This window comes from Pseudoalteromonas rubra (assembly GCF_001482385.1).
Classification (GTDB): Bacteria; Pseudomonadota; Gammaproteobacteria; order Enterobacterales; family Alteromonadaceae; genus Pseudoalteromonas; species Pseudoalteromonas ardens.
The window spans coordinates 805,368-826,886 of sequence record NZ_CP013612.1 but is presented as its reverse complement, the minus strand read 5'-3'; the positions used below and the strand labels follow the sequence as shown (position 1 = coordinate 826,886).

Annotated in this window: 26 protein-coding genes; 12 read left to right on the top strand and 14 right to left on the bottom strand. The window is 47.3% G+C overall.

Annotated elements, in window-relative coordinates; translation table 11 throughout:
* Nucleotides 1-141: 141 nt before the first annotated feature.
* On the top strand, nt 142-468 hold the full coding sequence (locus AT705_RS25435) for a hypothetical protein (RefSeq protein ID WP_157576956.1): 327 nt from the start codon (nt 142-144) through the stop codon (nt 466-468).
* Nucleotides 469-668: 200 nt separating this feature from the next.
* On the opposite strand, the gene AT705_RS22625 is transcribed toward AT705_RS25435, so the two are convergent.
* Complete coding sequence (locus AT705_RS22625; RefSeq protein ID WP_010384442.1) at nt 669-854, bottom strand: hypothetical protein; 186 nt, start codon at nt 852-854, stop codon at nt 669-671.
* A gap of 235 nt (nt 855-1,089) precedes the next feature.
* On the opposite strand from AT705_RS22625, the gene AT705_RS22620 reads away from it, so the two are divergent.
* The 3 genes from AT705_RS22620 (at nt 1,090) to def (ending at nt 3,221) form a co-directional block, all read left to right on the top strand.
* Entirely contained in the window at nt 1,090-1,635 is a 546-nt protein-coding gene (locus tag AT705_RS22620; protein ID WP_058798590.1) for an isochorismatase family protein, read from the top strand.
* Nucleotides 1,636-1,655: 20 nt separating this feature from the next.
* Entirely contained in the window at nt 1,656-2,624 is a 969-nt protein-coding gene (locus tag AT705_RS22615) for a GlxA family transcriptional regulator (protein ID WP_058798589.1), read from the top strand.
* An 81-nt stretch (nt 2,625-2,705) separates the two neighbouring features.
* On the top strand, nt 2,706-3,221 hold the full coding sequence (gene def / locus AT705_RS22610; RefSeq protein WP_058798588.1) for a peptide deformylase: 516 nt from the start codon (nt 2,706-2,708) through the stop codon (nt 3,219-3,221).
* Nucleotides 3,222-3,289: 68 nt separating this feature from the next.
* Here def and AT705_RS22605 read toward each other — a convergent pair whose 3' ends face one another.
* On the bottom strand, nt 3,290-3,913 hold the full coding sequence (locus tag AT705_RS22605; protein WP_058798587.1) for an FMN-dependent NADH-azoreductase: 624 nt from the start codon (nt 3,911-3,913) through the stop codon (nt 3,290-3,292).
* A gap of 142 nt (nt 3,914-4,055) precedes the next feature.
* On the opposite strand from AT705_RS22605, the gene AT705_RS22600 reads away from it, so the two are divergent.
* Nucleotides 4,056-4,991 carry a LysR family transcriptional regulator gene (locus AT705_RS22600; protein WP_058798586.1) on the top strand — a complete coding sequence of 312 codons (936 nt, stop codon included), beginning with the start codon at nt 4,056-4,058 and terminating at the stop codon, nt 4,989-4,991.
* An 84-nt stretch (nt 4,992-5,075) separates the two neighbouring features.
* Here the strand turns inward: AT705_RS22600 and AT705_RS22595 are convergent, their stop codons facing one another.
* Complete coding sequence (locus tag AT705_RS22595) at nt 5,076-6,005, bottom strand: LysR family transcriptional regulator (RefSeq protein ID WP_058798585.1); 930 nt, start codon at nt 6,003-6,005, stop codon at nt 5,076-5,078.
* 101 nt (nt 6,006-6,106) lie between these two features.
* On the opposite strand from AT705_RS22595, the gene AT705_RS22590 reads away from it, so the two are divergent.
* A complete protein-coding gene (locus tag AT705_RS22590) occupies nt 6,107-6,589 on the top strand; it encodes a GNAT family N-acetyltransferase (RefSeq protein ID WP_058798584.1) in 483 nt (160 codons plus the stop codon).
* Nucleotides 6,590-6,733: 144 nt separating this feature from the next.
* On the opposite strand, the gene AT705_RS22585 is transcribed toward AT705_RS22590, so the two are convergent.
* The 5 genes from AT705_RS22585 to AT705_RS22565 all read right to left on the bottom strand — a co-directional run bounded on the left by AT705_RS22585 (nt 6,734) and on the right by AT705_RS22565 (nt 9,902).
* Nucleotides 6,734-7,222, bottom strand: coding sequence for a DUF2314 domain-containing protein (locus AT705_RS22585; RefSeq protein WP_058798583.1), 489 nt, complete (start codon nt 7,220-7,222; stop codon nt 6,734-6,736).
* 106 nt (nt 7,223-7,328) lie between these two features.
* Nucleotides 7,329-8,132 (bottom strand): SDR family oxidoreductase, encoded by an 804-nt coding sequence (locus AT705_RS22580; protein ID WP_058798582.1) that lies wholly within the window; start codon nt 8,130-8,132, stop codon nt 7,329-7,331.
* Between the two features lie 254 nt (nt 8,133-8,386).
* Nucleotides 8,387-8,677: a YciI family protein gene (locus tag AT705_RS22575; protein ID WP_058798581.1), complete on the bottom strand. Its 291-nt coding sequence runs from the start codon at nt 8,675-8,677 to the stop codon at nt 8,387-8,389.
* A 130-nt stretch (nt 8,678-8,807) separates the two neighbouring features.
* Nucleotides 8,808-9,173, bottom strand: coding sequence for a hypothetical protein (locus AT705_RS22570; RefSeq protein ID WP_010384455.1), 366 nt, complete (start codon nt 9,171-9,173; stop codon nt 8,808-8,810).
* A gap of 159 nt (nt 9,174-9,332) precedes the next feature.
* Complete coding sequence (locus AT705_RS22565; RefSeq protein WP_058798580.1) at nt 9,333-9,902, bottom strand: uracil-DNA glycosylase family protein; 570 nt, start codon at nt 9,900-9,902, stop codon at nt 9,333-9,335.
* A gap of 233 nt (nt 9,903-10,135) precedes the next feature.
* On the opposite strand from AT705_RS22565, the gene AT705_RS22560 reads away from it, so the two are divergent.
* The 4 genes from AT705_RS22560 to AT705_RS22540 all read left to right on the top strand — a co-directional run bounded on the left by AT705_RS22560 (nt 10,136) and on the right by AT705_RS22540 (nt 13,741).
* Nucleotides 10,136-10,432, top strand: coding sequence for a hypothetical protein (locus AT705_RS22560; RefSeq protein ID WP_058798579.1), 297 nt, complete (start codon nt 10,136-10,138; stop codon nt 10,430-10,432).
* Nucleotides 10,433-10,434: 2 nt separating this feature from the next.
* Nucleotides 10,435-12,006 (top strand): PepSY-associated TM helix domain-containing protein, encoded by a 1,572-nt coding sequence (locus tag AT705_RS22555; protein WP_058798578.1) that lies wholly within the window; start codon nt 10,435-10,437, stop codon nt 12,004-12,006.
* Nucleotides 12,003-12,335: a DUF3325 domain-containing protein gene (locus AT705_RS22550; protein ID WP_058798577.1), complete on the top strand. Its 333-nt coding sequence runs from the start codon at nt 12,003-12,005 to the stop codon at nt 12,333-12,335. Before AT705_RS22555 ends, AT705_RS22550 begins: the two co-directional genes overlap by 4 nt.
* A 698-nt stretch (nt 12,336-13,033) precedes the next feature.
* Nucleotides 13,034-13,741, top strand: a complete 708-nt coding sequence (locus AT705_RS22540) for an SDR family NAD(P)-dependent oxidoreductase (RefSeq protein WP_058798575.1) — start codon at nt 13,034-13,036, stop codon at nt 13,739-13,741.
* A 4-nt stretch (nt 13,742-13,745) separates the two neighbouring features.
* Here the strand turns inward: AT705_RS22540 and AT705_RS22535 are convergent, their stop codons facing one another.
* A complete protein-coding gene (locus AT705_RS22535; RefSeq protein WP_157576955.1) occupies nt 13,746-14,048 on the bottom strand; it encodes a hypothetical protein in 303 nt (100 codons plus the stop codon).
* A gap of 77 nt (nt 14,049-14,125) precedes the next feature.
* On the opposite strand from AT705_RS22535, the gene AT705_RS22530 reads away from it, so the two are divergent.
* Nucleotides 14,126-15,217, top strand: coding sequence for an efflux RND transporter periplasmic adaptor subunit (locus AT705_RS22530; RefSeq protein WP_058798573.1), 1,092 nt, complete (start codon nt 14,126-14,128; stop codon nt 15,215-15,217).
* Entirely contained in the window at nt 15,214-18,342 is a 3,129-nt protein-coding gene (locus AT705_RS22525; RefSeq protein WP_058798572.1) for an efflux RND transporter permease subunit, read from the top strand. The genes AT705_RS22530 and AT705_RS22525 overlap by 4 nt, the downstream gene beginning before the upstream one ends.
* Before the next feature lie 38 nt (nt 18,343-18,380).
* Here AT705_RS22525 and AT705_RS22520 read toward each other — a convergent pair whose 3' ends face one another.
* The 5 genes from AT705_RS22520 to AT705_RS22500 form a co-directional block, all read right to left on the bottom strand.
* Nucleotides 18,381-19,187: a PhzF family phenazine biosynthesis protein gene (locus tag AT705_RS22520; RefSeq protein WP_058798571.1), complete on the bottom strand. Its 807-nt coding sequence runs from the start codon at nt 19,185-19,187 to the stop codon at nt 18,381-18,383.
* 107 nt (nt 19,188-19,294) lie between these two features.
* Nucleotides 19,295-19,684 (bottom strand): disulfide bond formation protein B, encoded by a 390-nt coding sequence (locus tag AT705_RS22515; RefSeq protein WP_058798570.1) that lies wholly within the window; start codon nt 19,682-19,684, stop codon nt 19,295-19,297.
* 168 nt (nt 19,685-19,852) lie between these two features.
* A complete protein-coding gene (locus tag AT705_RS22510) occupies nt 19,853-20,455 on the bottom strand; it encodes a hypothetical protein (RefSeq protein WP_058798569.1) in 603 nt (200 codons plus the stop codon).
* A gap of 99 nt (nt 20,456-20,554) precedes the next feature.
* On the bottom strand, nt 20,555-20,977 hold the full coding sequence (locus tag AT705_RS22505; RefSeq protein WP_058798568.1) for a VOC family protein: 423 nt from the start codon (nt 20,975-20,977) through the stop codon (nt 20,555-20,557).
* Nucleotides 20,978-20,991: 14 nt separating this feature from the next.
* A complete protein-coding gene (locus tag AT705_RS22500) occupies nt 20,992-21,399 on the bottom strand; it encodes a GNAT family N-acetyltransferase (protein WP_058798567.1) in 408 nt (135 codons plus the stop codon).
* Between the last annotated feature and the right edge of the window lie 120 nt (nt 21,400-21,519).

Sequence of the window (21,519 nt, the reverse complement as noted above, 5' to 3'; positions counted from 1 at the left end):
CCTCACAGACGCTCTACTGAGGGCATTCATATCATTGATACGCCGGACTTTCTATTAGGGATCGAGCGGTACCTTAGCAGGAAAGATTCTTTCAAGGAAAATAAAGGACAAAGTTATGAAAAAGTACTAATACCTCTCGCCATGTTTATTCTATCTGGCACAGTAAGCGCCGCAGATGAATGCGGCTATTGGGAGACCTACTATGTAAAGAACTGTTCGGTTGAACAAACTTACCCCGTGACCATTTGCCATTTTTATACCGATTATCCAAATCAGGGGGCACCGAACAGCGTCACTACCAGCTATGATGGCCATGTCGCTTGCCCCGCATCTTACTTATGGTGGGATCTGGATCGCACCGAGCATACCACTAAAACACGGGCTGTTCAGAATCCTAATCACTGTATCTGGGAAGCAAAGAGAAGGTGGGTATTCCATGACAATGCACGAGGTTATTGCCGCTTTTAATGTCAGTTTGTAAAGGGGCTTTACAGATTAAGAAGTAAGGCCAAACTCTGAAAAGAAAAAGGCAACCTGTGGTTGCCTTTTTTCGCGATTAATTCGCTTTTTTGATCGCTTTTTTCAGCTTTTTGATTTTCGCTTCATGTTTTGCGATTTTACCAGTACGTTTCTGTACTTCTTTCTTTAGCTTTTTAACATCAACTTTCTTAGCCATCCTGATCTCCTTTGACCGGTTTCTCTTGCTCTGGCTTGTGTTTTTTCACAAACCGCTTAATAAACTTTCTAATTTCGCGGGAAGAAGATGTATCCAGCTCATTGCACAGGGCAACAAACTCATCTCTTTGCGCTTTATTAATACGCACAATCAATTGTGCATCTTTGTTGTTTGCCATGCTTTGCTTCCTGCAAGAGGGCATCTCTGAAGCCCTTGTGTATATACAACGTATATACATTTTAAACACCTGTCAACACTGGACTCTTTTTTTGTTCAGCCTCCTGGGCAGATACCCCATCCGCTAAAGGCCAGATAGGTCCCATCTATGTCTGTAATTCGTCTCTTTTCCTGCGCGCCAACCCCCTACACTAACCTCAACAAACACACTCAATACACAAACAGGAAAACAATCTATGAATAAAGCACTACTGGTTATCGACACTCAGGATTCCTTCTATCACACACCTTACTGGTCTGTGCGTGATATCCCCGATTTTCAGCATAATTTGACCCAGTTGATTGGCGCATTCCAGCGCAATCAGGGGAAAGTAGTCAAAATTCTTCATAGTCGGGAAGACCTCGCTGACAGTCCCTTCAATCCGGCGTCGGGATTTGTTAAACCTATGGCATTTTTGGAAACTCAGTTTGATAAAACTTTTTATAAATCGGTACATAATGCCTTTACCGATACGGGATTGGCTACGTGGCTGAAGCGAGCTAAGATAGACTGCGTCGTCATTTCAGGTATTCGAACAGAACAGTGCTGCGAAACAACGGCACGTATAGCCAGCGATCTGGGATTTGACGTTGAATTTGTGACTGACGCCACGTTAACCTTTGATATGCAACATAAGCCCAGTGGGAAACTCATTAGTTCGGTAGACATAAAAACCCGGACAGAACTGGTGCTGGCGGAACGGTTTGCAACCGTTCATCGAACACGCGACTATCTGGCATAATACCACCGGGAAAAACACACATGACCATGCCAACACCCAGACAATTTTATTTTGTGCTGCTCAATGACACCTTGCCCCTTGATCTGGCAGGGCCATTACAAGTACTGCTTGAAGCACAGCGCGCAGGGCAGGCTATCGACATACATTATGTCAGTGCCGAAGATGCACAAATTATGGATGGTGGCCTGAGATTGCATCAACTCAGGCCCTTACCTGCCAAGCTGAATGCAACCGACGTGGTCATTTTACCAGGCTGCAATGATGCCTTTGTAACCTACAACAACCCGGCTGGCTTGCGTACCCAGAAATGGCTAAAAGCTCAGGCCAGATATGACCCATATATCTTGTCTATTTGCTCAGGGGCTGTGCTGGCAGCCAAAGCCGGGTTAATGGAGAACAAAGCCTGCACCACACACTTCGCGCTCATTGAGCGTTTTCGTAGTGCATTTCGGGCCTGTAAAGTTGCTGAGAATCGCATTTTTGTCCAGGATGGTAAGCTATTCAGCAGTGCAGGCATAAGCTCCGGTATCGATATGACACTGCACTTTGTCTCCGTGTTATTCGGAGAACACATTGCAGCCCGGGTTGCCAGAGAGATGCTGGTGTACTTTCGTCGCAGTGGACAAGATCCTCAGCTCAGCCCCTGGCTCTGCCATCGTAACCATATGCACCGAGCTTTACATCAGGTACAAGATTTAGTGTGCGGCCAGATAAGCAGCCCACACAGCTTGCAAACACTGGCAAGTGCGGCCCATCTGTCAGTTCGCCAGCTAAGCAGGTTGTTCAAGCAAAACCTCGGGATTACCCCCGGTGAATATGTAAGTGGAATTAAAGTTGCCCATGCTAAAGCACTCCTGTCTAGGAGCAATACCCAAATAGAGGCCATCGCTGATGCCTGTGGATACAGCAGTGCACGTCATTTTCGTCGCATCTGGAACCAGTTTGAAACTCTGTCTCCTTCGCAATATCGCCAGGCTCATCAACAGTGAGCGAAACGTATGCGTTTCGCTGGCTTTGCCTTGCATTAAGTATTAAACTTATACTTTTCATAGAGATATAACAATAACAAGATGGCAATTTTAGAAATTCTAACCACACCTGATCCCAGATTACGCGTAACAGCTAAACCGGTAACCGACATCGCGTCAGTTCAAACCCTGATCGACGACATGCTCGACACCCTGTACGCAACCAGCAACGGTATAGGACTGGCAGCAACTCAGGTTGGCCGCGAAGAAGCGATTGTGATCATTGACATATCAGACGAACGCAACGATCCACTGATCCTCATCAATCCTGAAGTAGTAAGTGGTACTAACAAAGCAATGGGGCAGGAGGGGTGTTTATCTGTACCTGATTATTTTGCCAATGTTGAACGCTACACTGACGTCACTGTCTCAGCGCTCGACCGCAATGGAGAGTCTGTTACTGTGCATAGCGATGAGTTTCTGGCCATTGTTATGCAACACGAAATCGATCACTTATCAGGCAATTTGTTTATCGATTACCTGTCGCCACTCAAGCGTCAAATGGCCATGAAAAAAGTAAAAAAATACGTCAAAGCACAAAACAAACAAAACGCTTAAACCAAGCATTGCTCAGATATAAGCCAATAATGTTTAATTTAACATAATTATTGCTGGCTTATATAGATTCAGGCGATAGCATTTACCCAGTGGTCCACCTGAGCTTTCGCCTGCCTGGTCGCCACCTCACTGCCAATATGCGGCATACTGATCCCATATGCGGTGATCACATCAATGTCTGCAATACCAATAAAGCCGAGCACCTGTTTGAGATAGGGTACCTGAAAGTCAATGGCATGCATTTCTGGTATCGACATATCAGCTCCCGCACTGGCAATAATGACGGCCTGTTTACCCTCTAACAAGCCTTGCGGACCCTGCTCTGAATAAGAAAAGGTCAAACCAAAACGACAGATCTGATCGATGTAATTTTTCATCAAACTCGTCACACTGAAATTATGCATGGGAGATGCAAAGACAATGATGTCAGCCTGTTTTAGTTCATCAATATAAAGCAATGATGGCTGTGCAACCGCAGTTTGCTCTGCTGTGAGTGCATCCTGATCACCATAAAAGCTATTGAGGATTTGATTATCATACACTGGGGCAGGCGTCTGGCTCAGATCGCGCACTGTGAAAGCCAAGCTTTCATTCTTATTTTGCAATTGTGATTGCAAATAATCAGCTATCTCACTGGATACAGAAAATTCGTTCGCCGGACTCGATTTTATAATAAGCACTTGCTTTGTCATTGTAATAACTAAATACCTTTGAAAATTTCAGATATTATTACGCGAAGGTGGCATACTAAAAAGTACATCAGCCACAAATCAGTTTTGTCTTTTTGACAAAAATAAACTAGATTATCTGAGATAAAAAGCATCTTGGATCACAATGGATAAACTCAGAGCACTGCGCTATTTCAAGCGTGTTGTTGAATTGAATAGTTTCAGCGCTGTTGCCGAGGAATTCTCGGTGCCTGCTTCTTCCGTATCAAGGCGTATTAAAGATCTCGAAGCGTCGCTAGGGATCGAGCTGATCAAACGAACGACTCGCCACGTCAGTATTACTGAATTAGGGCAGATCTACTACCAACATATTGATGAGATCCTCACTAAGCTGACCTACGCCGATGAACTGATCTCACAGAGCTTTGATAACCCGAGCGGCACGCTAAAAGTCAGTGCACCTCCCGGCCTGTCAAAGGCGCTGCTGGTGCCCTTATTCCGGCGTTTTCGCCAGCAATTTCCAAACATTTTACTCGACCTCGACTATACCAATGAATATGCGCTCTTCGGGCAAGACTCTGTCGACCTGGCAATCAGGGGCGGGCCGATCGACGATGCCCGTCTTATTGCCAAACCGCTCATTCGCAGTGGCTTTACACTGTGGGCGCATACCCAACTGGCTGATCGATTAAATACTCAATTTGGCACCACCAATTGGTCTGTTGATCAGCTCTGTCTTTGTCCGACAATCATGTTTCGCAGTAAAACGGCCCTCGTCCCATGGTGGGTGCACGAACAAGACAACTGGCAGCCGGTGTCTACTCAACCCGTTCTGATCAGCAATGACAGTACTACCTTACTGGATGCGCTCGCTCAGGGCGAGGGCCTGTTGCTAGCCCCCGACTGGCTACTCCCCGCACACCTAAAAAGCGTGGTAACACCCGTTGCACAGCACCTTAAATTGTCACCCGGTAAAACACACACAGTAGAAATAAATCTGGTATATCAACACGCCAAATATCAGCTCCCGAATATTAAACTCAGCGTCGACTTTATTTGTGACTATATGCGTGCTCATGCTGTCGATATGGTAAAATTCTGATCTAAATTAAAACATTGAATTATATAAACTAAATTAGACATTTCAGCGAGCATATCTGTATTCACGGCGTCAGTTAACAGATCACTATTTTACTAACTTGGCCTCGTCATGTTCTAGCTCATGAAAGTCGCAGAACTGAGTAATAAACCAGCCAATCTTAGGATCGCGCTTGCGCGTCCGGTGCCAGTACAACTTCAGCTGGTAATCAGGCACCGGAAGCGGCGGTGGCTGTAACTGAAGGTGTAATCTGTCACACACCTGCAAGGCATAACGCCTGGGCATAGTCAGCAACATATCACTCTCTGGTAGCAACGTTGGTGCCACCAACACATGTGGGGTTGTCACTGCAATGGTTCTGGATTTCTTAATTTTTGCCAGTGCTCTGTCAACTATTCCCCGACGCTCGTTCCATGGCGCAATCAAAATATGCGGATATGCAATAAAAGTACTCAGATCTATTTGTTTTTTGCATGGGTGAGACTGACAACGCACTGTCACGTAGGCATCCTCAAACCAGCTAAGCTGGGTCAGGCTCTCAGAAAACTCCTGCTGATGTGCAAACCCGCATACCAGATCCAGACTTTCCTCTTTCAGAGCTTGCTCTGCAATGCGTTCTTCAAGCTGAACAAAACGGATATCCAGATTTTCAAACAGGCTAACCAAATGAGCTACAAAAGGCCGCAGACACCAGGCAGTATAATCCGTTACCGCAATCGTCAGCGTATGAGGTTCATTTGCATCAAACGGGCTGGCTTCTTGCAGGCCTCCCTCCAGCATCTGCAACGCTGGCAACACGGTCTTTGCCAGTCGATGTGCATGCGCGGTTGCCAACATACGATTATTCACCCGCACAAACAGTTCATCACCCAGGCGCTCCCGGAGCCGGGTCAGTGCGTGACTACATGCAGACTGACTGAGATTCAGCTGCTCGGCAGAGAGCGTAACTGAGCCATTCTGATACAAAACAGCAAACAGTTTAAGCAGATTAAGATCCAAATTAGGCAAATGTTTCATTAATAATATACATTTAGTACGTGCAATCTATGCACTTTATTCATTTATAGATTGAGCTTACACTGAGCAACCATCATGTCAACTTTGGAAATAAACAGTCGATGAGTATCACGATCCGCCACGCACAAAAAGGCGATGCAGCAACAATATTACATTTTATCAATGAATTAGCCATCTATGAGAAAGAGCCAGACGCAGTCCTCAATACAGTCGCGGATATAGAGCAAAAACTATTTGGCGACGATGTACGTGCCCACGCCCTGATCTGCGAGCAAGAGGGCGAGGCCATTGGTTTTGCCGTGTATTTCTTTAATTATTCGACCTGGCTTGGTAAATACGGTCTGTACCTGGAAGATCTGTATGTTGCTCAGGATCAGCGCGGGCAGGGTGCAGGTAAAGCATTGATGAAGTTTCTGGCACAACTGGCCATAAAAAAAGACTGTGGTCGTTTTGAATGGGTCGTGCTCGACTGGAACAAGCCAGCGATCGACTTCTACAACAGCATTGGTGCCAAACCTCAGGACGAGTGGATCATTTATCGTCTGACAGGTGACGAGCTAAGAGCATTTGCCGAACAACCTTAATTCAACGTACAAAAGTGCTCTATATAACTACATCAAATAGTTGTTTCCATCGCCATCACTCACGTAAAAGACAGTGATGGAAACAGCCTTAAAGGAGTGAGTGCTTTTTGAATGACACGCTAGTAATAGCGCCAGGGCGCAACGTTAAACATATTTTCCCTGCATTTCCTGTAGCTCACGGGGCAACTCCACGCCTTCACGTTCAGCGATCGCAAACATGGCGCGCTGCGTAAATCCGCCATAAATGTTGCCCTCTTTATCTGTGATCTGCCAGTCCTCTATGTCATCGAAGTGGCAGGTGTAATTGTGCGCAAGCTTACCCTGATGCGTGACAGGTGGCGTGACCAGAAAGACACTGATCTCATCGCCTTTTATCCCTTCAACGTGTGCACCAAGGTGTTCAGAAACACCACAATCGCTTTCAAAGTCGAGTTTAACAAAAGCGTCCTTAGGAAACTGGCGATACAGGGATTTGAATTCCTCTAATGACGCTTTGGCATCTGCCACAGCCTGGAGCAGCAAAGGATCATTTGGGTCAGTCTCCAGTGCTGGATAATCCTCAGAACTAGAGCTATAGCGGTTGTGAAGCCAAAAAGCCAGCACAATAAAGACAACAATTAAACCCCAATACATAGGCTCAAACTCCTTGTAATTGCGACATCTGTTCATTTGAGCTTAGCAAACTAATCCGCCGGACAAAAGCCGGTATCAGGATTATACCGGCCAGGTTTGATATAACTTAACTTGATTTAGGCGCGGCACTGCTGCCGGCCAGGATCCCACCATCAATATTCAGTTCAATTCCTGTCACATAAGCGGACTCATCTGAGGCCAGATAAAGCACCGCATAGGCTACATCCATAGCATTGCCCATGTGTCCAACCGGAATATCGGCAGCAATACCAGCAATTGCCGCTTCCCGAGCTTCCCCTTCACCCAACATGGCATCCCACATAGGTGTTAAAATGGCGCCCGGATGAACAGAGTTACAACGAATAGGGTAACCTTGTTGAGCACAATACAGGGCTACCGATTTACTGTGATTACGTACTGCAGCCTTACTCGCTGCATAAGCTGCTGCGGCCGGGATCCCTACCAAACCGGAACGAGAGGAGATATTGACGATACTCGCAGCCTGAGATGCTTTCATAAGTCGGATCCCATATTTGCAACCAAGCGCAACGCCATCACTGTTGGTGCGTTGCACAGTATGCCAGCTTGCTAAGTCTAAATGTTCAGGGTCATGAGGTCCCACGGTTTCCAAAAATCCCGTTATACCTGCATTATTCACCAAAATATCCAGCCGACCGAACTCGGTTTGTACAAAGGCTTCAACGGCTTGCCAATGCGACTCCTCAGATACATCGAGCAGATGGAAATACGCGCGATCGCCGAGTGTGTCGCACAGTTTTTGAGCCTCTTCGGCATTTTTGTCTGTAATGATCACTGTCGCACCTTGCTCAATAAAGCAGGTCGCAACCGCAGCGCCAATACCACGTGCAGCACCTGTGATCAGGGCAATTTTATTGTTTAGTCTGGGCATAATATTCTCCGTTTATAGCAATCCGTTAAATTGCAGCAAAGTGGCAGTTATAAACAGAGTAACCAAAACGCACTCAAAGTCAGGCTGACATAAAAAGCCGCTGCGATATCATGCAGAGTAGAAAGAATACGTAAGCTTGAATTGATATCAAAGCATCAAAACTGGCGCGCGGTCACTCTGCTATACCACCACGAATGCACATCCTCAATGGACGTTCAGTCATAGTGTATATTCAGCATTACAATAATGCTGATTCAAAGGGTTAGCAGTTGTGATAAACCACTGGCAGTCTTGCTTACTTCAATTTCTGTGATCTCGTAGTTCGCCAGTCCGGCGAGGTAAAAAGGGTCGTTGTGTAGAATTGCTTCTAACTCAGTTTGGTTTTTTGCGGTAGCGAAAATCATTCCCCCAGTTCTGGGAACCTTTCTGCCAGACGCTAAAAACGCACCTTGCTGATAATATTGCTGTAAAAACTGTATATGAGCAGGTAAATGCGCATCGACTTGTTCAAGTTCAACGGTGTACGTGATATTTACGACAAACACTCTTCACCGCTCCTTGCGAATTTGTATTATCAGTGCAGCTGTTTTAAAAACCACCACAAGTGTATAAGTCTTCGATCGTTTTGTAAACCAACGCTGTATTAAGTAATTATTGCTTGTGTTACCAGATGCGTTACCGTACGCGCTTGACTTTAGGCGCCATATTCACCAAAAAGCTGTCTTTATTAACCAGGAAACCACATATACTACTTATGACAATGAAGATCCCATACATAGAACCGATATACACCCAGTCATTATTCTCAGCTAATAACATCACACACGTGCCATCATTTACAAAGAAAACGTTTAACACAGAAAATACAAATACACTGCGGTAATAAAAGAGGTTTCCGGTATGACTGGCAAAAGAGGAGAGGATCAGTGCGAATAAACCAAGGTAAAATCCGATAACGGACAGAGCACCCGTTTGATAGCTTGGGTATAATGCCAGCAGGGAGAGAACGATAGCTGACCAACCCGAAATTCGATATAACATGTTCAAATCCTTTGAATGTAATTTGTTAAAATTTGTAATTCTAACTCACCCCAAATTATGAGCGATACAGTACCAAATAGCAACCCATATGAGTTAATTCATTTTCTAATTATTTACATAATGCTGTCTTAGGGCTTATAAACACTGGAGTTCGACGGTTTAAAAAGACAACAACACCTCCCGAACTCGAGTTCTTAATACAGGTAACACTTCAGCCTCAAACCAGGGACGTTTTCGAACCCATAATTGATTACGTGGGCTGGGATGTGGCAATGCGATTTGCCCCGGTAAGCCAGTCCTCCATTCGGTCACCGCTTGAGACACACTAACAAAATCAGCTATATGATAGCTTTGTGCATATTGGCCAATCAAGATAGTTAACTCAATGTTATTGAATACCTCAAGCAAAGACACCCGCCATGTCTGCGCGCAGATTTTGGGTGGTGGTAAGTCGCCAGATTTACCCTTACCAGGGTAACAAAAAGCCATAGGTATAATCGCGAATAAAGTCGGATCATAAAACTGAGCCTCTGTGACCCCTAACCATTCTCTAAGCCGTTTACCACTGGCATCGTTAAACGGCTTACCGGTTTTTTGCACACTCAAGCTGGGGGCCTGACCGGCAATCAGAATTTTCGCAGCTGGCAATCCCTGGATCACAGGTCTGGGTTCGAAAGGCAATTGTCCCCGACATAGAGTGCATCGCCGGACACGCTCAATGATATCCACGTTTATACTTCTCCTCACAACGCAATAAACCCAGGTAAGTATATCAGCCTGTAGCCCAATAAAAGAGTGCACGAGTGCGGTCACTAAATATCCAGAGCTTAATCCAACAGGAATTTGATATTCCTTTTGGCATTAATAATTGTACATTTAACGCATTTGCTAATGATAATTACTGTTATTTATAGCGCGATTCAGTGATAATTCGCCTCCCTATTTTTGATCAAAGAACAAGTATGTCGCTATCGCCCTACTTTGCTTACTTTACAGCCTATCGCATAAACGTTATCACCCGGTTTGCTCTCGCTATTTTCGGAGGGTATGCATGCACCGCGCTTTCTATCAGCCTGATGAGTTTGTTGTTACCAGTGTCAAAAGTGGATGCCGTGCTATTTAGCGTATGCCTGAGTGTACTCATTCACTGCCTTATTTTTATCGCTGTATTCGCAACAAAATCACTCCGCTTCCTCTGTGGTGGTTTGCTGCTGCTTGCAACAGTGCAATGGCTGCTGATCCTGATGTTAAGAGGATAATAATGAAAGACAGTTTTTTTCGTTCTATGACCTGGCTCCATACCTGGGTCGGGTTACTTTTTTGCTGGCTGTTGTGGCTGGTGTTTTTTGCAGGCACATTAAGCTTTTTCCGTCAGGAAATTACATTGTGGAGCAAGCCTGAGCTGCACCCCCACAGCATTGAAGTTCAGAGCTCACAACAAGCGCTACTGGACTACGGCTTTGAACGCCTGAACACAGAAGCGCCTGACGCAGCAAGGTGGTGGATTAGTCTACCGTCTGAGCGCAACTCGCTACTGCGCGTCTCGCACCTGCCCTATGCGGAGCCAGGCGAAAAAGCCAGTTGGGTCAGCCATAACCTGGCGGCCGATAGCAAAACACCGGTGACACCGAGAGAATCAAAAGGCGGGAGCTTCTTTTATCGTTTGCATTTTGACTTACATTATATGGACCGTACGACGGCACGCTGGATAGTGTGTCTGGCCAGCCTGTTTATGCTGGTTGCGCTGGTTTCAGGCATTGTGATCCACAAACGTATTTTCAAGGATATGTTCCAGTTCAGGGCTGGCAAGGGCAGCCGCAGTTGGCTGGATGGACATAACCTAAGCTCAGTGCTGGCTTTGCCATTTCATCTGATGATCACCTACACTGGACTGATCACGCTTATTTTTACGCTTTTCCCGTATCCTGCGCAAACGGTGTATGATGATGGGGTAAAAGAATTCAGAAAAGCGTTTTATCCGGAACGACAGCGTCCTCAGCTAAGCCATCAGACACTGACCGATCCGGCTTTCGCACAGTCACTAGATCACTTTTTTACTAACTGGCCAGAGCAACCCATTTCGCGCATCATCATAGATCACCCTCAGGATGCAGCGGCAGTAATGAAAATTTACGGTGCTAACCGCAGTGAAATAAAAGACGAGCAAGCCGTCTGGCTGTATTCAGGCCAAACGGGTGAACTACTGAATACTGTGCACCTCGAAGACAGCACTGCGGCGCAATTATATGGCGGTATGATTGCCATGCACACCGGGCGCCTGGCTTCCCCCGGCTTGCGTTGGTTGTACTTTCTGTGTGGACTGGCAGGCTGCGCTATGATTGCCAGTGGCTGCGTTATGTGGGCCAAACGGATCCGAGAACGCCAAAAACCCACTCAGCCAGCCAGTTTTGGTCTTAAGCTAGTCGAATCACTCAACCTAGCTGCCATTATGGGCCTGCCACTGGCTACAGCGGCATTCTTCTACGCCAATCGACTACTGCCTGTCAGCAACAGCGGTCGTGCCGACCAGGAAGTGCTGGCATTTTTCCTGACCTGGGCTGCTACAACGCTGGTTGCCGCTAAATGGCGAAATGCCCAAGGGTGGCGCACCCTGGCACTCGCCAATGCCTGTGCCTGGCTCATGCTGCCTCTGTGTAATGCACTTACAACACAAGGGAATTTAATCCGTTACATTAGCAACGCTCAGTGGCCATTGGCCATGTTCGACATACTGGCTCTGTTAGCCGCTGCGGTGTTCTTCTGGCAAAGTAAAAAACTTCAGCCTGCCCGGCAGGCTCGGCCACAACGTGCCCGCAGGGAGCGTGCTGCATGATGTATCTGATTGCAACCTTACTGTGCCTGTCCAGCTTTACGGCCTTCGCGCTGGCTAAAACACCGCACTATAAAGCGGTATTTGGGACAAGACCCGATCAGATTCAGAGTAAACGATATCTGCTTGCAGCATGGATCATGCTTTTACTAACTCTGGCTGTCGATATTAGCCAGGCCGTTGGTTACGGCAGTCTGATGTTCTGCGGCCAGATGGCCCTCGCCGTTTTACTGCTGGCAATCGTACTGTCCTTCCGGCCTAACTGGGTGAGATCATTATTTTACCTACTCCCCGCAACCACACTTATTGCGGTTGTGCTTGCCACTTTATAATAGTCAGGGGCTGAGCCAAGTTCAGCCCCTATTAAATCGATAAATCAAACACATAGATACAACAACTCGGTATATTTTCCAACCTATTGGAGCAAAAATTTACCAACTTGATTAAAGATCCCGCTCATATCTCTCTCACCCACTTTAGATTCACCCGACTCTTAGTAAAAAACCTGCTCTGTATGACGCTGTGTACTTCAAGTGTTAGTAAAATGATGATCTCTGACCCCAAATAGCGCTTCTCAGTTAGTAAAATTACGATCTGAAGACAAAATCACTTAGTAAATTACTGATCTAAAGGCTGTTCACTTTATCAAGTAGTTAGTAAAATGATGATCTATGGCTACCATAAACTTGGTTTACTCGCCATCTGAGCACCTAAATATAGCCACAACAGCCAACAATAACGACCCAGTGGCCAGAAACCTGCCAAAATGCCTTCACTGTTAGTAAATTCGTGATCTGAGCAGGGGTAAGTTAGTAATACTTTGATCTGGATGACGATAACGTTAGTTAATACGTGATCCAGTAGAACACTCCAGTTAGTAAAATAACGATCTGAAGACTCACAAGCGTTACGGATAACAGCCATACTGACTGAGTTAGTAAAAACTCGATCTCACTGAACAGATCCAATTCTCGGGAATGCCCGTTTAATAAAAGCAATAAATTAGAGTAATCAGCGCAGGGGAAAGCAAATGATCATACTGATTGTAGGCGGATCAGGCGGCATAGGGAGAGCACTGGTTAATCACTATGCCAGTGAGCAACCCGAAGCCCACATATACGCGACCTACCGAACCTCCAGACCCGAAATAACACCGCAAAACGTCCAATGGTTCCACCTCGATGTAAGCCAGGAAGACAACGTCAGAGCTTTGGCTGCGCAGCTGCCTGAAGTCGATGTGCTCATAAATGCCACCGGACTGCTACACACGCCCAACAAGCTCCCAGAGAAATCTATTCAGGAATTTGACCCTGACTTTTTCAACGACAACCTCAAAGCCAATACGCTCCCAACGCTGTTATTGGCCAAGCACTTTGCAAAAGCACTGAAAGCAAAACACCCGACTTACTTCGTTGCTCTGTCAGCCCGGATCGGTAGCATTTCAGATAATCAGCTGGGTGGATGGATCAGTTACCGCAGCGCCAAAGCGGCACTGAACATGGCGCTTAAAACCATCAGTATTGAGTGGCGTTATAAACTGCCTAATTGCTGCGTCCTGGCTTTCCACCCAGGTACAACCGATACCGCCTTATCCGTGCCTTTTCAGAAAAATGTGCCACCCGGCAAGCTTTTTTCTGCCGATTTTGTGGCACAGAGCCTGACAGATCTAATACAGAGCAAACAGGCATCAGACAGCGGGGGGTTTTATAGTTATGATGGTTCTGCGATTACCTGGTAGTAGATCACTCAGGTTTAAACGGGCCGTGTATCTGCACGTGTCCGCTCAGCCCGTTATGCACAGCGATATAACGAGCAGAGGGCCCAATCTTATACAAATAATAACGCATACCGTCAGTCGCCAATGCATTACCCACAACACACACTTGTCCGTGCTTCACTTTATACATTCTGTTTGTTTTTGTTTCTTCAAATGTAGGGCTACTGACCAGCTCATGGACAAACCGTTTATCAGCATCGGAGCAGTCTGCCATACCTGCTAAACCCGCAAAGGAGGCAAGTAACCCCATAAATAGCAAAAATCTCATGTTTAATCGCAAATCACATGCTTGTTGGTTAAAAGACCCATAGAATTAAATGAAAACTATTATCATTAGAGGCTTATATGCATATTTCCGCACGCGTTATCGCAAGCGTTATACTGCTCACCACCATGTTGTTCTACAGCCACTCAGGCACAGCGCAAACCACACAAGTTGAGGTTTACACACCCAGTGCAACAAAGCAACCCAGGGTGATGACCCTCAGTGGCTCTGTAGAAGCCAGACACCATGCACAACTGGCCAGCCAAGAGTCTGGGCTGGTGCAAACTTTGCTCGTTGACGTTGGCCACAACGTCACTCAGGGCGAGCCACTGTTAAAACTGGATGCCACACTGGCCGAACTGAACCTGGCGCAGGCACGAGCGGGGGCACAGGCGGCAAAAATATCGGTTCAGGAAGCACAGCGATTACTCGATGAAGTGGAAGCCCTTTCCAAAAAGCAAAGTGTCGCACAAACGCTGATTGGCGAGCGCACCGCCGCACTGGCCAATGCCAAGGCAGAAGAAATCAAACAACAGGCTCTGGTGGCGCTGGCCCAGGAAAGACTCAGTCGTCACACCCTGTATGCCCCCTTTACAGGTGTGATTGGGCAACGCTCTGTGGACATGGGCGAATGGGTCACACCAGGCAATCAGCTCTTTACTCTGGTCGCAGAATCGGACTTACGGATTGTGGTTAATGTGCCACAGGAGTACTTCCCGCTGTTGCGCTCAACGCCTAACCTTCCGGTTATGGTCACGCCCGATATCAACGCAGCTAAGTCCATCAAGGCAGAGATCAGCCGCATTGTTGCTGTCACAGATCCGTCCAGCAGAACCTTTACGGCACATATAGATTTGACCGATACCATGGCGGTCCATGCTCAATTTACCCCAGGCATGTCGGCCCAGGCAGATCTGTTGCTGAGCGCACAAGACGGTGCGGTCTGGATCCCCAAAAAGGCCGTAAAGCAACATCCGGATGGCGGCAGCAGTGTGTTTATTGCCGATAACAATACGGCAAAACGTAGAATGGTCACTATCACGGATTCACGACCAGACTATGTTGCAGTAACCGGCCTGGCAGGTAATGAGTCGGTGATCACCACAGGCATTGAGCTGTTAAAAGAAGGCACACAACTGCAAATCAGCGCCAGGGCAGGTAACTTACAATGATAGAATCAGCGGTAAAACGCGGCACTTTAGTGGCCGTGGTGGTGCTGATCACCACCATTTTAGGCCTGGTTTCAGCGCTCAACATCCCCGTGCAGATGATCCCGGACCTGGAAGTCAGAACAATTACAGTACAAACGGGCTGGCCTGGTGCAACGCCACAAGATGTGGAGAAAGAGATCCTGATAGAGCAGGAGCGCTATCTGCGCAGTTTACCGAACCTGCAACGCATGATCTCATTTGCCGAAATGGGCGAAGCCACCATAGAGCTGGAGTTCCCCTTTGGTGTTGAGGTCAATGATGCCCTTATTCGGGTAAACAATGCGCTCAGCCAGGTACCCGCCTATCCGGAAAACGTCGATCAGCCAAGGCTATTTTCCAGCTCCTTTTCCAGCAATGCCTTTATGTTTTTCCTGCTCAAGCCACAACCAGGTAACCCATTACAGTTAGACATGGATCTACTGCGGGACTACGCAGAGGACTATATCCGGCCTCGTATGGAAAGTGTCACTGGCGTCTCCGAGGTGCGCATTGGTGGCGGTGCACAACGACAGATCCAGATTAAGGTTGATGCTGCACGTCTGGCACAGCGTGGTATAAGCCTGAGCGATGTCAGAACCGTGATCCGCGACCGTAACAGAGATACCTCAGGCGGTGACATAGAGAGTGGTGAAAGCCGCTATCTGCTGCGTGTAATTGGCCGTTTTGAGCAGCTCAGTGAACTGGAAAACCTCATCATAAAACGCGATGGCAACGCCAATGTATTGCTTAAAGATGTTGCCAATGTAACGCTGGATCACTTCGAAACCCGCGGTGTGTCTTATTCAAATGGCGAGCGTACTTTGCGCTTGTCGGTACGTCGCGAAAGCGGCTCAAATGTGCTCGACATCAAAGAGCAGATGCTCCCGGTCGTTGCAGAGATTAACCAACAATTACTGGCACAAAACGGTCTAGAGCTGACCTTGCTTAGCGACGATGTACGCTATGTGAAAAGCTCACTTGAAAATGTCTGGGCTAACCTGGCGTTAGGTGCACTGCTGGCTACTCTGGTCATGTACTTCTTCCTGCGCTCAGGACGGGCAACCCTGGTTGGTGTAATGGGGATCCCACTGTGTACCATCGCCGCGTTTTTTGCCCTGATGAGCTTTGGCCGTACCATCAATGTGATCTCTCTGGCTGGGGTTGCCTTTGCCATCGGGATGACAGTAGACAACACCATTGTAGTGTTAGAGTCTATCGTTCAGGCCAAACGTGAAGGGATCAGCCGACGTTTAGCCGCGATTAATGGTGTAAAAGAAGTCTGGCCAGCGGTATTGGCTTCAACCGCAACCACTGTGTTGGTATTCGCGCCTATTTTATTTGTGCAACAAGAAGCCGGTCAGCTCTACTCTGACATTGCGATTGCCATTTCAGGTGCCATCATAGCCTCTATGCTTGTGGCCATTTTTGTGGTGCCCGTCGCACTGGCGAATTTTGGTAAAAAACAGGATCTGGAAGAAAAGCGCCAGGTTGAACTGGGCAGCTATTGGCTCAAGTTGTCGCAGTTATTTACCCGCAGCACCACCCAGGCACGCATTGCCAGTGCCGCTTTCATTATCGTGATCATGGGTCTGGCAACTACCTTGATGCCAGCAGCCGAATATTTGCCAGAAGGAGAGGAGCCTAAAGCCTTCTCTATGATGATAGCGCCGCCCAATTATAACCTGACCGAAATGGAAAAGATTGGTACTGAACTGCGCGCCTATTTTGATGACTATGTGCAGGCAGACAGCAGTGATTTTCTGGCGGGTAATACGGACATGCCACCGCTTGAATACTACGCCATGTCAGTATCGGTTGGACGGATCTGGTTCTTAAGTGCACCGGTACAGCCGGAACACATTAATCAGATGATGAGTGCTATCACAGACAAGTTCAGAAGCTACGAAGGCATGCGCGCTTTCTCGGCCAGAGGGTCTATCATTTCCAGCAATGACGGCGGTACACGGGCCGTGGCTGTGGATATTGCCGGTGCAAATATCACAGACTTGTACAGCGCCGCAGAAGCAGTATATGCAGAAGCAGACAAGCTGTTCGACAAGCCACAAATTAACTCAGACCCCAGATCACTGACGCTCGACCAGCCACTGATAGAGATCCAGCCCCGCTGGGCACGCCTGGCTGAACTGGAGCTCGATAACCGCGACTTTGGTTATGCGGTGGCCGCAATGAGTGATGGTGCGTATGTTGATGAGTTCATCCTCAATGATGACAAAGTTGACATGTTCCTGTTCAGTGGCGCTGGCAATCGCCAAACCATAGAGCAGCTATCGACAACACCGATCATCACGCCTAACGGACAAGTACTGCCGCTTAACGCGCTGGCCGATCTGGTAGAAAGTAAAAACAGTAATTCGGTGCGTCGCGTTGATGGCAACCGAACCGTCACTGTTTACATCATTCCACCGAGAGACATCGCGCTGGAAACAGCCGAGCAAATAGTGCGTCAGCAACTGTTACCTAATCTCTGGCAACAGGGCAAGATTGCTCAGGGCATTAAGGTTAACATCAGTGGCGCAGCGGACCAGCTGGAAGCAACCAAATCGTCGCTCTCTGGCAACTTTGTCATTGCGCTGGTGCTGAGTTACCTGCTGCTTGTGGCTATTTTCACACACTGGCGCTATCCACTGTTTATTCTGGCCACTGTGCCTTTGGGTATGGCAGGGGGATTGTTAGGGTTAGTGACCGTCAATGGCATCAACAACACCTTGTCTGCAATGGGCCTCAGTGCCTTCCACCAGCCATTTGACATGATCACTATGCTGGGCTTTTTGATCTTACTGGGTACTGTGGTGAACAACCCAATCCTGATTGTCGATCAGACCCGACGCTACGTCATGGAACAGGGACTGAAGGTTAAAGAAGCGGTTCAACAGGCTGTTGCAAAACGCCTCAGACCGATACTGATGTCAACCACCACCACCATCTTTGGTCTTGCGCCTCTGGTGCTTATACCGGGTGAGGGTACCGAGCTATATCGTGGCGTAGGCATTATCGTACTCAGTGGTATTCTGGTTTCGACGCTACTCAGCCTGACCTTTTTGCCGGCACTTCTGGTGGCGGTGATGAAGGATGAAAAGCCAGCCTAAAAACATCTTGGCCCGAAGCACAATGCTTCGGGCTTTGTTTAATCAGCAACGAAAATAGTACCCTGCAAATACAACACCCCAAACCCGGATACCAAAACTCGCTCGCCTGCTACCTGACAATGTAATACACCACCACGCTGCGAGGCCTGATAGGCCACCAATTCATCGCGACCCAATATCACTGCCCAGTATGGGGCCAGCCCTGCATGAATGGAACCGGTAACAGGATCTTCATCGCCACCATTGGCAGGCCAAAAATAGCGAGAAATGAAGTCATAATTGTCAGCTCGTGCTGTTGCTACCACGTCCAGTGGAGCCAGCTGTTTGAGTAAATCACTATGGTATGTCAATTGCTCTACCGAAGCGGCTTGATCGAACACAGCAAAGTAAGCCTGACGATTTTTAAGCACCTGTGCAGGCTGCTCAGACAAGCCCTCCAGTAACGCAGCTGGCGCTTGCTCGACAGGCTCAGGCTGCTGGTTCGGAAAGCTCATTTCTATTCGCTGATCCGGCAACTGATTAACAGTTAAAGGGCCCACCTCGCGGGTAAGGAAGGTAATCTCGCCCTTGGCACCTAAATGATTAAAAATCACAAACGACGCAGCGAGTGTTGCATGACCACAAAAAGCGATTTCTGTCAGCGGAGAAAACCATCGGATCTCAAAGTGATGACCTGATCCTGTCTCAATAGAGCGAATGAAAGCGGTTTCAGAGAGGTTGTTTTCAGCAGCAATCTGCTGCATTGTGGTGTCTTCCGGCCATAGGTTAACAGGGACTACGGCGGCCGAATTGCCTTTGAATTGAGCCTGGGTAAAGGCATCTACTATGTATATGTCATACTTCATCATGCTTCCTTAACAAAGAGCATACTGACACTCAAATGGCCGCGCCAGTACACTCAATTAAATCACTTCATTGTGATTCATAGTAAACACAATGGAGGAGGAAACAATCACTTTTGTTGTCGGGTTATCAACCAAACCAGGCCGATGATTGCCGTCATTGCGAAGCCCGACAGCAAGAAGGGATCAACAATCAGGGTTTCATGAAACTCAAACTTACCAGCCGAAATCTTTTTCCAGCCCATAAAATGCTGGTTCGCAGCAACAACAGCGCCAAAAAAGCCCATGACCATAGCCGCATACTTGCCCATCCAATGACGCCCGGCACCGGTGAACAACATCAAACCTAGCAGACCAATCACGGTACGTTGTACACGGCAATAAGGGCAGACATAAACCACGCCCATTAGCTCAACCGTCCAGGCTAAGATAGAGACTCCAATGGCAACGAGGCCCAGCCACTTGGCGTGGCGAGTATAGGTTTCTAACTCAAATAACATACATTTACCTTTCTTACTCAACGAGCTATTTAGATTATGCCAACAGCTCATACTGCACAATTAAGATATAATATCACATATTCATTAAAGGAATAAATAAGATGATTTGAGAATAAGAGGGGTAACATACAACAAATTAGTGGCCTGAACAGCCACTTTAGGGCTGACTTATTGCTGACGAGACCGCAGAGTAAGCAGCGCAATCATCAATACCAGCGCGAACATGTCTATCTGAACTGCATTCAAAGAAAACGCGCCGGAGTGTCCTGTCAGGCGGACGGTGGAAGAAAATAAAATACCAAAAGACAGTTCAAAGTCTTTCAACCAGGTAAAACCGATTTGAATGCCCCCAAGCCCCGTATACTTGTAATTAAGTACGCCAAAAGAGAAACTGACAATCTGTAGCCCCTGATTCAGTATCGATAACCAATACCACTTTACCTGCTCTTTAACCGCCGTATAACCCGCAGCAGCACTGAGCAAAATAAAAGGCACACTAACAAGAGACAGCCATGAACTAAGGGGGCCGAATATCAGCCCGACGGTCATCACAAATGCGGCCAGCAGCTGTATATATCCTATGACTTTCACACGCCTTTCAGTAGTGTGAGGTGATTTTTTTGCTTGCTGTTGTTCGTGCAATTCGGCTTCCCCCTGACGAGCATCTATCTCGGCGAGCAGGGCTAAATAGTGCTCTGAGTCAGGTGTGATTTGTTGCAGCGCTTCGTGGAGTTCAGCCTGAGTATACTGAGAGTAATCAACTTTTATCATTGTTATATAACCCAAAAAGATACAACATTGGATGATTGCGCGAGTGTACGCTATTTACCCGTGTTCAGCAGCAAGTATTGTTCGCCATTCCCGCAGCAACTAACGACACCTGGCCGACATGGGATGGCCATCGACATATTGGATCAGATCCCATAAATTGCCATAGAGATCTTCAAACACAGCGACAGTGCCATAGTCCTGCGTAGCGGGCTCACGCACAAACTGTATCCCCTTGGCTTTCATCCATTCGTAATCCCGCCAAAAGTCATCGGTACTTAAAAACAAAAACACACGACCGCCAGCCTGATCACCGATAAAAGGTTTTTGTCGGGGTTTAGAGGCCTTTGCCAACAATAAAGCCATGCCATGAGAATTCGGGGGAGCCACTACGACCCAGCGTTTATCCTGCTCAGCCTGGTAGCTATCTTCTATCAACTCAAATCCGAGTTTACCCACATAAAAGTCGAGCGCTTCGTCGTAGTCGTTAACCACCAGCGCAACGTGCGCAATATTCTGTTTCATAGTAACCCTTAAGCTTATTTGTGGGGCTGAAACTTCTTGGTCATGCCCTGGCTCTTTGGTGCAACCAGCCTATAACCCAGTTTTTCATAAAATACCGGCTCATCGGCAATCATTGACACATAAGACCCGGGCAATGCTACAGACGACAAATATGCATCAATCGATTCCATCACACGACGACCCAATCCTTGTCCCTGATAAGCAGGGTCGACTGCCACATCGACAACCTCAAAATTACAGGCACCATCACCGACTACCCGGCCCATCGCAATCAACTTTTCGCCATCGCGGATCGACACACCATACAGTGTATTAGGTAAGCCAATTTCAGCTGCTTCCAGCGACTTTGGCGACAGCCCGGCCTTAACGCGCATATCGCAATATTCCTGGGCAGAAGGTACCTGTTTTATTAATTCTAGCATCGTATTGGTCTCCTATTAAGGTGCATAGTAAACCACAAAATACTGTATATAAAAACAGTTAAAAAAACAAAGTCGGTCATACTGAGTGTGCGCCGGCACCTGCTTAGTTTGCGTCAACCC

What these genes read in the sequence shown, in the direction of transcription:
- AT705_RS25435 (WP_157576956.1), top strand. Translation starts at nt 142, where the DNA reads ATGTTTATTCTATCTGGCACAGTAAGCGCCGCAGATGAATGCGGCTAT.
- AT705_RS22625 (WP_010384442.1), bottom strand. Translation starts at nt 854, where the DNA reads ATGGCAAACAACAAAGATGCACAATTGATTGTGCGTATTAATAAAGCG.
- AT705_RS22620 (WP_058798590.1), top strand. Translation starts at nt 1,090, where the DNA reads ATGAATAAAGCACTACTGGTTATCGACACTCAGGATTCCTTCTATCAC.
- AT705_RS22615 (WP_058798589.1), top strand. Translation starts at nt 1,656, where the DNA reads ATGACCATGCCAACACCCAGACAATTTTATTTTGTGCTGCTCAATGAC.
- def (WP_058798588.1), top strand. Translation starts at nt 2,706, where the DNA reads ATGGCAATTTTAGAAATTCTAACCACACCTGATCCCAGATTACGCGTA.
- AT705_RS22605 (WP_058798587.1), bottom strand. Translation starts at nt 3,913, where the DNA reads ATGACAAAGCAAGTGCTTATTATAAAATCGAGTCCGGCGAACGAATTT.
- AT705_RS22600 (WP_058798586.1), top strand. Translation starts at nt 4,056, where the DNA reads ATGGATAAACTCAGAGCACTGCGCTATTTCAAGCGTGTTGTTGAATTG.
- AT705_RS22595 (WP_058798585.1), bottom strand. Translation starts at nt 6,005, where the DNA reads ATGAAACATTTGCCTAATTTGGATCTTAATCTGCTTAAACTGTTTGCT.
- AT705_RS22590 (WP_058798584.1), top strand. Translation starts at nt 6,107, where the DNA reads ATGAGTATCACGATCCGCCACGCACAAAAAGGCGATGCAGCAACAATA.
- AT705_RS22585 (WP_058798583.1), bottom strand. Translation starts at nt 7,222, where the DNA reads ATGTATTGGGGTTTAATTGTTGTCTTTATTGTGCTGGCTTTTTGGCTT.
- AT705_RS22580 (WP_058798582.1), bottom strand. Translation starts at nt 8,132, where the DNA reads ATGCCCAGACTAAACAATAAAATTGCCCTGATCACAGGTGCTGCACGT.
- AT705_RS22570 (WP_010384455.1), bottom strand. Translation starts at nt 9,173, where the DNA reads ATGTTATATCGAATTTCGGGTTGGTCAGCTATCGTTCTCTCCCTGCTG.
- AT705_RS22560 (WP_058798579.1), top strand. Translation starts at nt 10,136, where the DNA reads ATGTCGCTATCGCCCTACTTTGCTTACTTTACAGCCTATCGCATAAAC.
- AT705_RS22555 (WP_058798578.1), top strand. Translation starts at nt 10,435, where the DNA reads ATGAAAGACAGTTTTTTTCGTTCTATGACCTGGCTCCATACCTGGGTC.
- AT705_RS22550 (WP_058798577.1), top strand. Translation starts at nt 12,003, where the DNA reads ATGATGTATCTGATTGCAACCTTACTGTGCCTGTCCAGCTTTACGGCC.
- AT705_RS22540 (WP_058798575.1), top strand. Translation starts at nt 13,034, where the DNA reads ATGATCATACTGATTGTAGGCGGATCAGGCGGCATAGGGAGAGCACTG.
- AT705_RS22535 (WP_157576955.1), bottom strand. Translation starts at nt 14,048, where the DNA reads ATGAGATTTTTGCTATTTATGGGGTTACTTGCCTCCTTTGCGGGTTTA.
- AT705_RS22530 (WP_058798573.1), top strand. Translation starts at nt 14,126, where the DNA reads ATGCATATTTCCGCACGCGTTATCGCAAGCGTTATACTGCTCACCACC.
- AT705_RS22525 (WP_058798572.1), top strand. Translation starts at nt 15,214, where the DNA reads ATGATAGAATCAGCGGTAAAACGCGGCACTTTAGTGGCCGTGGTGGTG.
- AT705_RS22520 (WP_058798571.1), bottom strand. Translation starts at nt 19,187, where the DNA reads ATGAAGTATGACATATACATAGTAGATGCCTTTACCCAGGCTCAATTC.
- AT705_RS22515 (WP_058798570.1), bottom strand. Translation starts at nt 19,684, where the DNA reads ATGTTATTTGAGTTAGAAACCTATACTCGCCACGCCAAGTGGCTGGGC.
- AT705_RS22510 (WP_058798569.1), bottom strand. Translation starts at nt 20,455, where the DNA reads ATGATAAAAGTTGATTACTCTCAGTATACTCAGGCTGAACTCCACGAA.
- AT705_RS22505 (WP_058798568.1), bottom strand. Translation starts at nt 20,977, where the DNA reads ATGAAACAGAATATTGCGCACGTTGCGCTGGTGGTTAACGACTACGAC.
- AT705_RS22500 (WP_058798567.1), bottom strand. Translation starts at nt 21,399, where the DNA reads ATGCTAGAATTAATAAAACAGGTACCTTCTGCCCAGGAATATTGCGAT.